Source organism: Rhodococcus sp. 06-221-2, assembly GCF_002258365.1.
Classification (GTDB): Bacteria; Actinomycetota; Actinomycetes; order Mycobacteriales; family Mycobacteriaceae; genus Rhodococcoides; species Rhodococcoides fascians.
Genome location: NZ_NOYJ01000016.1, coordinates 485,422 through 496,304, shown reverse-complemented (window position 1 = coordinate 496,304; position 10,883 = coordinate 485,422). Strand labels below are relative to the sequence as shown.

At 63.2% G+C, this 10,883-nt stretch carries 11 protein-coding genes and 3 tRNA genes; 8 read left to right on the top strand and 6 right to left on the bottom strand.

The genetic code is table 11. The features are described 5' to 3' along the window. Positions 1 to 164: 164 nt before the first annotated feature. Complete coding sequence (locus tag CH281_RS09915; protein WP_032366525.1) at positions 165 to 1,154, bottom strand: NAD(P)H-quinone oxidoreductase; 990 nt, start codon at positions 1,152 to 1,154, stop codon at positions 165 to 167. Positions 1,155 to 1,188: 34 nt separating this feature from the next. Then, positions 1,189 to 2,223, bottom strand: a complete 1,035-nt coding sequence (gene mgrA, locus CH281_RS09910) for an L-glyceraldehyde 3-phosphate reductase (protein WP_094693973.1) — start codon at positions 2,221 to 2,223, stop codon at positions 1,189 to 1,191. 77 nt (positions 2,224 to 2,300) lie between these two features. On the opposite strand from mgrA, the gene CH281_RS09905 reads away from it, so the two are divergent. From CH281_RS09905 to CH281_RS09895, 3 genes are all read left to right on the top strand, one after another. Beyond that, the gene (locus CH281_RS09905; RefSeq protein ID WP_052068638.1) at positions 2,301 to 2,813 is read left to right on the top strand and encodes a MarR family winged helix-turn-helix transcriptional regulator; all 513 of its coding nucleotides are present in this window, start codon (positions 2,301 to 2,303) and stop codon (positions 2,811 to 2,813) included. Between the two features lie 58 nt (positions 2,814 to 2,871). Continuing rightward, positions 2,872 to 2,961 (top strand) — tRNA-Ser (locus tag CH281_RS09900). Positions 2,962 to 3,075: 114 nt separating this feature from the next. Then, entirely contained in the window at positions 3,076 to 3,888 is an 813-nt protein-coding gene (locus CH281_RS09895) for a formate/nitrite transporter family protein (RefSeq protein ID WP_094693971.1), read from the top strand. A gap of 25 nt (positions 3,889 to 3,913) precedes the next feature. On the opposite strand, the gene CH281_RS09890 is transcribed toward CH281_RS09895, so the two are convergent. Together CH281_RS09890 and CH281_RS09885 are read right to left on the bottom strand one after the other, a co-directional pair. After that, positions 3,914 to 4,828 carry a pseudouridine synthase gene (locus CH281_RS09890; RefSeq protein ID WP_179274157.1) on the bottom strand — a complete coding sequence of 305 codons (915 nt, stop codon included), beginning with the start codon at positions 4,826 to 4,828 and terminating at the stop codon, positions 3,914 to 3,916. Between the two features lie 78 nt (positions 4,829 to 4,906). Beyond that, positions 4,907 to 5,242 (bottom strand): excalibur calcium-binding domain-containing protein, encoded by a 336-nt coding sequence (locus tag CH281_RS09885; RefSeq protein ID WP_027494767.1) that lies wholly within the window; start codon positions 5,240 to 5,242, stop codon positions 4,907 to 4,909. A 160-nt stretch (positions 5,243 to 5,402) separates the two neighbouring features. Here CH281_RS09885 and CH281_RS09880 point away from each other — a divergent pair, with 160 nt between their 5' ends. After that, positions 5,403 to 5,606, top strand: a complete 204-nt coding sequence (locus CH281_RS09880; protein WP_027494766.1) for a DUF3072 domain-containing protein — start codon at positions 5,403 to 5,405, stop codon at positions 5,604 to 5,606. A gap of 292 nt (positions 5,607 to 5,898) precedes the next feature. Next, positions 5,899 to 6,945, top strand: coding sequence for an alpha/beta hydrolase (locus CH281_RS09875; RefSeq protein ID WP_032388159.1), 1,047 nt, complete (start codon positions 5,899 to 5,901; stop codon positions 6,943 to 6,945). Here the strand turns inward: CH281_RS09875 and hisC are convergent. Next, on the bottom strand, positions 6,934 to 7,989 hold the full coding sequence (gene hisC / locus CH281_RS09870) for a histidinol-phosphate transaminase (RefSeq protein WP_094694026.1): 1,056 nt from the start codon (positions 7,987 to 7,989) through the stop codon (positions 6,934 to 6,936). The two genes, CH281_RS09875 and hisC, sit on opposite strands and share 12 nt — an antisense overlap. 96 nt (positions 7,990 to 8,085) lie before the next feature. Between hisC and CH281_RS09865 the strand changes: the two genes are divergently transcribed. From CH281_RS09865 to CH281_RS09855, 3 genes are all read left to right on the top strand, one after another. Next, on the top strand, positions 8,086 to 8,850 hold the full coding sequence (locus CH281_RS09865) for a dienelactone hydrolase family protein (protein WP_027494763.1): 765 nt from the start codon (positions 8,086 to 8,088) through the stop codon (positions 8,848 to 8,850). A gap of 123 nt (positions 8,851 to 8,973) precedes the next feature. Then, positions 8,974 to 9,063 (top strand) — tRNA-Ser (locus tag CH281_RS09860). Between the two features lie 55 nt (positions 9,064 to 9,118). After that, a tRNA-Arg gene (locus CH281_RS09855) sits at positions 9,119 to 9,191 on the top strand. Positions 9,192 to 9,529: 338 nt separating this feature from the next. Here CH281_RS09855 and CH281_RS09850 read toward each other — a convergent pair. Next, on the bottom strand, positions 9,530 to 10,765 hold the full coding sequence (locus CH281_RS09850) for an MFS transporter (protein WP_179274156.1): 1,236 nt from the start codon (positions 10,763 to 10,765) through the stop codon (positions 9,530 to 9,532). Positions 10,766 to 10,883 lie beyond the last annotated feature (118 nt).

Below are 10,883 nucleotides of genomic sequence, written 5' to 3'. Positions count from 1 at the left end.
TCACCATCCCGGCAACAGGAAGCGGTGGCACACACGACGGTGCGTGCCACCGCTTCACCATGCCGTCGTTGACAGGCCGACCTCCATATGAGAGCGGCTGCGCCGCACGTGCACGGAACTTCGTAGCCCACTACGAAGTTCCACGCACGACCCTCGGACGCACATCACTGCACGCGCAGGATGACCTTCCCGATCGTCTCGGCGTCGTCGAGCATCCGATGTCCTTGTGCTGCTTCGGTTATCGGGATTTCGGCATGCACGACGGCGGTGACGCGGCCCTCGGAGATCATCGGCCACAGGTGCGCGGTCATGTCGGCGACGATGTCGGCTTTGCTCGACGGTCCGGTCTCGGGGCGTCCACGCAATCCGGCCGCGTGTACCGAGCCACGCTTGGCGATGAGCTTGCCGAAGTTCAGCTCACCCTTCACGCCGCCCTGCATTCCGATGGTGACGACGGTGCCGTCCATGGCGAGCGCGTCGAGGTTTCGGTCGAGGTATTTAGCGCCCATGTTGTCCAGGATCAGGTCGGCTCCGTGATCGTTCGTCTGTGAACGGATTTCGGTGACGAAGTCTTGGTTCTTGTAGTCGATGAGGATGTCGGCGCCGAGGTCCGCGCACATGTCCAGCTTGTACTTGGATCCGGCGGTCACGGCGACGGTGACGCCCATCTGTTTCGCGACCTGGATTGCGTGCGTACCGATTCCGCTGCCGCCGCCGTGGATCAGCAGTACTTGGCCCGAACGCATGTGCGCATCCATCACCAGGTTGGACCACACCGTGGACGCGACCTCCGGAAGTGCTGCTGCCACATGGAGATCGAGGCCCGCAGGGATCGGGAACAGCTGGGTGGCAGGCACGGCGACCTGCTCGGCGTACCCGCCACCTGCCAGAAGCGCGCAGACCCTGTCGCCGACGTTCCAACCGCTGACGCCGTCACCGAGCTCGGAAATGATTCCCGAGCACTCGAGACCGAGGATCTCGCTGGCACCCGGGGGCGGCGGGTAGTTGCCTTGACGCTGCATCAGATCGGCACGGTTGACGGCGGTAGCCGAAACGTCGACGATCACCTGTCCGCGGGCCGGTCGTGGATCGGGAACCTCGGTCCACTCCATGACGTCGGGATCGCCGAATTCTTTCAGTGTGATTGCACGCATGCATCCATGATGCGCCACCACTGTCGCAGGCGCTTTACAGGTCCCAGAGGTTGATGCCGAAGTCGCCGGCGTGACTGTCGATCTGTCCGAGTTCGGCGTCGGAGAAGTCCAGATTGTCCAGCGCCGCGACGTTGTTCTCGAGCTGCTCGACGCTCGATGCGCCGATCAGTACCGACGTCACTCGCCGGTCGCGCAGAGCCCAACTCAGCGCGAGCTGCGCCAGGGACTGACCGCGGGCCGACGCGATGTCGTTCAATGCGCGAAGGTGCCCGATGTGGTCGTCGGTGAGCCAGTCCGGGTTCAGCGACTTACCCTGTGCTGCTCGCGAATCCGCGGGAATGCCGTCGAGGTACTTGTCGGTGAGCATGCCTTGAGCGAGGGGAGAGAATGCAATGACGCCTGCGCCGATCGCGTCGAGTGTGCCCAACAGTTCGGGTTCGATCCACCGGTTGACCATCGAGTAGCTGGGCTGATGGATCAGCAACGGAACACCGGCGTCGGCGAGAAGATCCGCCATCTTCTGCGTGCCCTCGGGCTTGTACGAGCTGATACCCGCGTACAGGGCCTTCCCCTGCTGGACAGCGCTGATCAGCGCACCGGCTGTCTCTTCGATGGGAGTGTCGTGGTCGGGGCGGTGGCTGTAGAAGATGTCGACGTGGTCGAGTCGCATACGCGTCAACGACTGGTCGAGTGACGACAGCAGGTACTTGCGGGAGCCACCGAAGCCGTACGGGCCGGGCCACATGTCCCATCCCGCTTTGCTGGAGATGATCAGTTCGTCGCGGTACCCGGCGAAGTCCTCGGAGAAGATGCGGCCGAAGTTCTTCTCGGCGCTTCCGTACGGCGGACCGTAGTTGTTCGCCAAGTCGAAATGGTTGATTCCCAGATCGAAGGCGCGACGAAGAATCGCGCGCTGCTTCATCAGTGGAACGTCGTCGCCGAAGTTGTGCCACAGGCCCAGCGACACCGCCGGCAGTACCGGCCCACGCGATCCCACTCTGCGATACGACATGGATTCGTAGCGATCGGCGGCGGCAACGTACGGAGGGTCGATGTAGGGATCTGTCATAACTCGACCCTAGGTCGCATCGGCGAATCGGACCCCGAACCACGGCAAGCTACTCGTGAGTAGATTTCCTGCCTAAGATGACTCGCGTGACGGCCGAATTAGCCATTGGTCCCGGGGGGGACCCGCAGTGGCTCGACACTGCGGAAATGAGAGCTTGGCGTGCCTATGTCGACGGCGGTCAACGATTGATGGAGGTATTGAACAGGGATCTACAGGACAGGCACGACCTGTCGATGGCGGAGTACCGCATCCTGGTGATGCTGTCCGAGGCGGACGACGGCTCCATCCGCATGAGCGAGTTGGCCGACGGGGTTCTGTCCTCCCGAAGTCGCCTCACTCACCAGATCAGGCGAATGGAAGTCCAGGACATGGTGCGCCGCAGTACCTGCGCGCACGACGGCCGTGGCGTCCTCGCCGTCATCACCGAGGAAGGTCGACGACGACTGACGGAGGCAGCACCCACGCACGTCCGCAGCGTCCGGCAACATCTGGTCGATCTCCTCACCCCGGCCGAACTCGAGGTCCTGGGCGACATCTTCCAGAAGGTGGACGCCGCAATGGATGCATCGGCAGCCCGACCCCGACGCTGACAGACCGGCAACGAGGGGCGATTGGGCCGGTGCCGCCCCGGCCGTTAAGATCGCACACGGAAGCGTGGCAGAGCGGCCCAATGCACTCGCCTTGAAAGCGAGAGACGTGTAAAAGCGTCCGGGGGTTCAAATCCCTCCGCTTCCGCCATATGTCGATTGATCGAGCCCGGTACGCCCGCGAGGGTGGACCGGGTTTGTTCGTTTGCGAAGCAGCGAATTCTCGGCGTGGCATCAATACCGGTTCAGTGGGTACTACCTGCCAATGAGCGAAGAAGCGCGGCGCAACGACGGCGACAACGAGGGACCTCTGGAAGAGGAGCTCGAGGAGAGTTTCGACGCTGTCGTCACCGAAGGTGGTGAGCGATTGCACCGCACCGTACGCACCGTGCTGATCACCGGACTATTCGGCGGACTCGAGGTCGCTCTGGGGGTGATGGCGTACCTGGCGGTGCTGGACGAGACCGGCAGTCACCTGCTGGCGGGCCTGGCGTTCGGAATCGGCCTGGTGGCCATCTATCTCGCACACGGTGAGCTGTTCACCGAGGATTTCCTGATGCCGATCGCCGCGATTGTGGCCCGCAACGGCACGCCTGGACAGCTCGCGAAGTTGTGGGTCGGGACGCTGCTCGCGAATCTGCTCGGCGGTTGGTTCGTGATGTGGTTGATCGCGCACGCGTTTCCGCAATGGCTCGAAGTGTTGTCCGAGTCGGCGCATCATTTCGTCTACGCACCCTTGGATCTTCAGTCGATCTGCCTCGCTGTTCTCGGCGGCAGCACGATGACACTGCTGACCCGCATGCAGCAGGGAACCGAATCCGATGTGGCGCGGATCATCGCCGCCATGGCGGCGGGTTTTCTGTTGGCCGGATTGCAGTTGTTCCACTCGGTCCTGGATTCCCTGCTGATCTTCGGGGCCATCCACGCAGGAGCGGATGTGACCTACCGCGAGTGGATCGAATGGTTCGGCTACACAGTGCTGTTCAACATCATCGGCGGCGTCGTGTTGGTCACGGCGCTGCGCTTGGTGCGCACGAAGGAACTCGTGAAGTCCGAGCGTGACCAGAATTCTGAGTAGTGATCGGAGCCGAGAGTCATGGACTTCAGTTCTGCACCCAACGCTCCAGGCTGCGTCGAGTCTCAAAGCGTCGTACAGCTTTCGAGATCGGGTCGATGAATTCGATTGCACTGGCGAGTAATTGGAGTGGAGCTGTGAAATCGTCGACGGCTCGGCCGGTTGCCGTCGGGTAGAGATCGTCACCCAGGATGGGGATGCCCAACGAGTTCATGTGCAGACGTAGCTGGTGGGTTCGTCCCGTCGACGGTGTCAGCCGGTACCGTCCGATGCCCTCGCGGTGGTCCAAGAGTTCGACGACGGTGTGCGCGTTGGGTTCTCCGGTCACTTCGCGTGCAGTGAACTGGCCCTTGTCAGAGACGATTCGACTGCGTACCTCGGTAGGCAGAGCGAGGGTCGGTTCGTAGGCCGCGATGGCCTCGTACTCCTTGCGGACCTTTCGATCCTGAAACAACGTCTGATACGCCCCGCGAAGTGCCGGATCAACGACGAACAGCACCAGGCCGGCGGTGACGCGATCGAGTCGATGAGCAGGCACCAGTTGTGGAAGGCCGAGTTCGAGGCGCAGGCGCACCAACGCGGTCTGCAGAATGTGGCCGCCGCGCGGGATCGTCGGCAGAAAATGCGGCTTGTCGATCACCAGTACGGCATCGTCCCGGTGCACGATCGAGATATCGAAGGGCACAACGGTTTCCGTCGGCAGGTCGCGGTGGAACCAGACAGCCTCACCGGGGACGTACGGCGCATCCGCGGATAGAGGGCCGCCCATGTCGACGACCTCACCCGCAGCGAGCATCTCGTCGATGCGCCGCGGCGAGATGCGTTGCTCGGTCGCCGTCAAGAACTCGCGGACGGTGGGCCATGAGCCGTCCTCGGGCATTCGGACGCGTGCGGGGTCGAGGCCGTAGCGCTTCGCCAGGGGCGGTTGCTGGCGTCGTCTCACCGACCGAGCGTATCCGTCCGCCGAGATCGCACTTGTGCAGACAATCGACAGCGATTCACTTACACAAGTGCGAACTCGCTACTCGCAGCCGATGCCGTCGTTGTCGCGGTCGAGGTGGGGGCCGTAGCCGTACTCGTCGCGATAGACCGGTGCAGCTCCGGCGTCGCGGGCGGCGTCGCAGTTCTGGTACTGGAACCCACCGTTGGGCCGAGGTGCGGGAGCGGGCGCACCCTGAGGTGCGGGCGGGGGAGCGAAAGCAGGCGGCGGCGGAAGGATGCAGAACTGCGCCGAGCCGGCACCGCACAGGAAATCGGTGATCGGATCCGCCGAAGCGAGGGCGGGGGTGGTGACCATGGCTGCCGCAGCGATCGCGCTTCCGATGCCGATTCTGACCAGCAGATTCTTCGTCTTCATGTTGCTCCAGTTCGAGGGGGTGCGATGGAGCTTCCTCGTCGGATCCTTGAACTGTCAACGAAGTCATTCGCGCGACCGACAGCCGTACTGAGCAGGGCGGCACCGACATGCGCAGGATCGACGCGTTTGGAAACCGTCACGACGGCGTATTTACGAACGTATGAGCGAAAACGAGCAGGTCAACCAGAACCCCGAGAAGGATCCCGACGACTGGGTCACCGGCGACGAGCCGATGACCGGTCCGCAGAAGAGCTACCTGAGCACCCTCGCGCAGGAGGCAGGGGAGGAAGTTCCCGACGACCTGAACAAGGCGCAGGCGTCGGAAATGATCGACAAGTTGCAGGGCGAAACCGGCCGCGGTTGAGCCTGCTCCGTCAGAAGTCCACTCGATGTGACATTGACCCCCGAAAAGTCCACCGAATGTCACATTGAGTGCCTTCCGAAGCACCTCCCGACGGCAGCATCCGACCAGGTAGACCGTTATTTCTTCGGTACATGTAACAAAGGATTACGCAGACTTTTGTACCCGGGATTTCGCGGCTACTGTGAGCGGACCCACAGCCCTCGGCGTGTCTGCGTCGCGGTGAGTACGTTGTGGAACGGATGTTGTTTGTGTTGCGCCCGCGAGGGTGCGCCTGGGGAGGATGGCAGATCAGATGCACCGTCGTGTGTTGGCAGTAGCGGGGGCTGCGCTGGCTGTGTCCTTGCTGTCGTCGGGTATCGCCGGAGCGCAGCCGCTTCCGGGTACCGGCAGTGCCGATGGTGGCGGGGCGGCACCTGGCATACAGGCGCAGTCGTTGCCCACGGCAGCGGCTCGTATCGATCGAGTCGACATGTTGACTCCGCGTCGTGCGGCCGTGTGGGTCGATTCGCCGGCGATGGGTCGGGCGATCCAGGTGCAGGTTCTTCTTCCGGCCGCGCAGGCCGTGTCCCGTCCGACGCTCTACATGCTCGACGGGGTCAGTGCCGGCAAGGAATCCGATTACAAGGAAAGCACCTGGACGCAGAAGACCGACATCGTCGACTTCTTCGCGGACAAGCCGGTCAATGTGGTGTTGCCGGTCGGTGGATCGAGTAGCTACTACACCGACTGGAATGTGCCCGACCCCGTTCTGGGCGTCAACAAGTGGGAGACATTTCTGACTGCGGAGTTGCCGCCGCTGATCGACGCGCGGTTCTCCGGTAACGGCACCAATGCCATCGGCGGTGTGTCGATGGGTGCCCAGGCCGCGATGGATCTGATCACGCGCCACCCCGATCTCTACACCGGAGTAGCCGGTTTGAGCGGGTGCTACGACAATTCGCAGAACAACCTCAAGGACGCCGTGCGCGCCACGGTCGCCACCAACGGCGGCAACGCCACCAACATGTGGGGCGAGAACGCCGACGCGAAGTGGATCGAACACGATCCGTCACGCAACGCAGAAGCATTGCGCGGCAAGGACGTCTACGTGTCCGTCGGCACCGGCCTACCCGGCCCGTACGAGCTGGGCCCCGGCGGCGGTGGAGTGCAGGAAGCTGCGATGGGCGGACCGCTCGAAGCTGCAGCGCTGTACTGCACCACGCTCTTCGACACACGCCTGCGCTCGATCGACATACCGGCCACCTTCACCTACCGCCCGTACGGCATCCATCAGTGGCCGTACTGGCAGGACGATCTCCGGGAATCCTGGCCGACGCTCGAGCGCGCGCTAGGACTGTAGAGCGAACTTCAGAAACGCGTCGTTCTCGTGCGGGTCGCCGATGGTGACCCGCACTCCGTCGTTTCCGTAGGAACGCAACAGCACGCCCTGTTCGGCTGCGCCCGAGGCGAATTCACCCGAACGCTCGCCCAGCGGCAGCCAGATGAAATTGGACTGGGATACGCCCACGTCGTAGCCACCCGAGACCAGGGCGTCGCGTACTCGATCACGTTCGGCGATCAGCGCATCGGTCCGGGCCAGTAATTCAGCCGAGGCTTCGAGCGACGCGAGAGCCGCCTGCTGAGCAATCGTGCTGACGGCGAACGCAATTCGAACCTTCGACAGTGCCGTGATCACCTCGGGATCGGCCACCGCGTAGCCCACTCGCAGACCCGCGAGGCCGTACGCCTTCGAGAACGTCCGCAGCACGATCACGTTGCGCCGACCGCGAGCGATCTCCACCCCGTCGGTGTGATTGCCTGCCGCGTCGGGCCGGGTGTACTCGAAGTAGGCCTCGTCCAGAACGACGAGGACGTTGGACGGCACCGCGTCGAGAAAGGCCATGAGCTTGTCGCGCTGAACGACGGTTCCGCTCGGGTTGTTCGGGTTGCAGACGAAGATGAGTCGGGTGCGCTCGGTGATGGCGTCGAGCATTGCGTCGAGATCGTGCACGTGGTCCGAGGTCAGAGGCACCTGAACGGGCGTCGCTCCCGTCACCCGGACGATGATCGGATAGGCCTCGAACGAGCGCCACGCGAAGATCACCTCGTCACCGGGGCCACAGGTGATCTGGACGACCTCCTGGCACAACGCGACCGAGCCGTTTCCGGCGGCCACGTTCTCCGGAGCCACTCCGAGCTTCTTCGCCAACGACTCGACGAGCGCGGTCGCGCGGATGTCGGGGTAGCGATTGACGCCGCCGGCCGCTTCCGCGATGGCCTCACGGACACTCGGCAGAGGGCCCTGTGTCGTTTCGTTACTCGCCAGCTTGATCGCACCGGGAAAGCTGCGGCCGGGTACGTAAGCGGGGATGGCGTCGAGGTCGGGGCGGATGTGCACGGTCACGTCAGTCATTATGCGCCGACCCTGTCGGTAAGCGACTTCTGCCTGTCCGCGTCAAAGCTGTGCAGGACGGCCGCGATCGTCCTATCTTCGTACAGTATGTCGGGAACTTTCAGCGACTTCGCAGTCCTTCGGTCCGCCCCCGCGCCCACAGTCGGCGCGGACGACGAGGTGGATACGGCCGCATCGAAACCCGTCTCGCAGGAGAAAGTGCCGTTGACGGCCGTCGAGCCCGATGGGTCACCGCGCGGCGGGATCGTCGTGTTGCACGAGGCCAGGGAGATACCCGAGTCGCTGAAAGATCTCCTGCGAGCGCTCGCGTTGGAAGGGTGGCTGGCGGTAGCGCCGGACCTGTTCCATCGGGGGCACGGCGACGACAAGGAAGTGTTCGGCGACGACCTCTTCGCCGATTTCGACGCCACCTCCGACTGGCTCGTCCAGCGCGGGGTGTACTCCGATTGCATCGGCGTCATCGGATTCGACGATGCCGGAACGGCCGCGTTGATCGTGGCTACCAGCCGTCCGGTCGGAGCGGCGGTCAGTGTCGCCGCAGCAGGGATCGTGGAGCCGCTCAATTCGGACGCCATCGCATTGGTCGACGCCGCGCCCAAGCTGCAGGCGCCGTGGCTCGGCCTCTACGGCGAGAACGACCCCCACACCCCACCCGAACACATCGAAGCCCTTCGCGATGCCGCCACGCGCGCCTCAGTGGCCACGAACGTCGTCAGCTACTCCGGTGTGGAGCATCGCGCCGATCATCCTCGGGAACAGCCGGGCAGCAGCGACGACACCGACCCCGCCGAGGCCGCTCTCGTCGATGCGCAGACGCGCATCTTCGACTGGTTCGACAGCTTCATGCGTTGACGAGCAACAAGCATCTTTTACGCGAACGCCGCGCGAACCTGGGGCGTCGACCAGCCGTTTTGCCTTCTGGCCTCAGCCGTGTGTAATCTCTTTCCTCGGCGGTCCGAGAGGGCCGGCAGCCTAGGAGGCGTGCCAGAGCGGCCGAATGGGAGTCACTGCTAATGACTTGACCCTTCACCGGGTCCGGAGGTTCAAATCCTCTCGCCTCCGCCACGCTGATCCGCAAGGATCGGCACGTCGGTTCTTCGGAACCGACACAACTGAACATGCGCCCGTAGCTCAACGGATAGAGCACTTGACTACGGATCAAGAGGTTAGGGGTTCGAATCCCTTCGGGCGCACAGGAAAAAGCCCCTGATCTGCGAACATTCGCAGGTCAGGGGCTTTTTGTATGTGCTGGATGTGCCTGCAACTCAACACGAACGACCTGCACTGCGTCGAAAGTATCGAGTGATGTGGACTCGTGTGAACGTTGGTGGCCGATCGATGGATTGCTCCGTGTGGGTGCGCTTTGCCTCGGCACGAGATTTTAAAGCCCAGAGGCGTTCATACGTTCCCGGCGAACTCTGAGCGGACACATGACATCGGAACAAAAGTTTTGACGACGAAGTACTGCTCGACCGGCAGCGTCGAAGCGCGATCGAAAACTTGGTCCAGATGTTGCTGCCATAAGTTGCTTTCAGCGTCGCAGCCCGATTGACCGATGGTCGACCACGATTGCTGTGCCTGCCGTGATGAGACACGTCGCCGCGGCGTACCACGCGAAGACTGTGTAGTTCGATGAGAACGTCTCGCGCAGGCTCGGTGCCGTCCCGCCGATCGATGCAACGGCAACGGCGTAGGGCAGACCGTTACCGACCCCGCGAATCGATCGCGGAAACAGGGCGCTGATAACCGCGGGCAATGCCGCACACAGTCCCGCCAAGGCCACCGTTGCCAGCGACGTGCCTACCAAGTACATCGCCAGTGTCGCCGACGGCCGGGTCAGATACAGCACGGGCAAAGCGAATACTGCATTGGTGACCGCGGAGGCGGCGTACAGACCGGTGCGGGGTCGGTGCCGCATCAGCACTCCGGCGCAAACAACCAGTCCAGCGAAACCAACTGTCTGCACGAGAGATATTGCGACCATGGTCGATTCGCCAACGCCCAAATGTGTGACTGCATAGGGAACGGTGCCTGCGACCCAAATGTTGTAGGACAGAGTGGTTCCCGCGGTGAGCGCGCAGACTGCCGCCATTCGAGCCAGCATCGCCGAACCCCGGAGTTTCGGCGCGGTGCTCACCTCTTCGGATCGTGACCGAGCGGCGTCTGTGCCATGGGTTGCGGTTATCGCCAGCAGCGCACCTGCCACCGCTCCGGCCGCGTAGGGAATCCGCCAGCCCCACCCGGCCATCTGCTCATCACCGAGCGAGGCAATCGTCACCAGGGTGACCGTCAGTGACACCACTTTTCCACCCGCGGCCATCGTGTAGATCAACGCCGACGGGTCCAATTTCCGCCCGACAGAATGCATCTCGTACATATGCGCGTTGACCACCGCGGCCTGTCCGCCGTGTGCGGCACCCAGAATGACACGGAAGATCAACAACAACACCGGAGCTGCCCAGGCCACTCCGTCCATCGCGGGCGTGAAGGCCATTCCGGTAGTCGCGCCGACCCCGATCCACAAAGAGGCGACGAACGCCGTTGTGCGGCCTCGTCGGTCGGCGATACTCCCGAGAAGGTAAGCCCCCACGGGACGAGAGACGAACCCGGCGGCAAAGATTGCGAGGCCTACGGTCATCCCGGTTTCGTCGTCACCGAACAGCTCGCGGGTCATGTAGGGGAGCAGCGTAAGGAACGTCACCCAGTCGTAGCCCTCCACGGCCATCCCCGCCGCGACAACGGCGACCGGTCGTCGGTTCGGTGTCATCGGACCACTATGCGGGCCGAGTATGGAATCGATACGCCAGCAACACATGATGTGCGCCACTGCGAACGCCTGTGCAACAAGTCACTCGGAATTCAGCGATGTGACTTCGCACGCACTC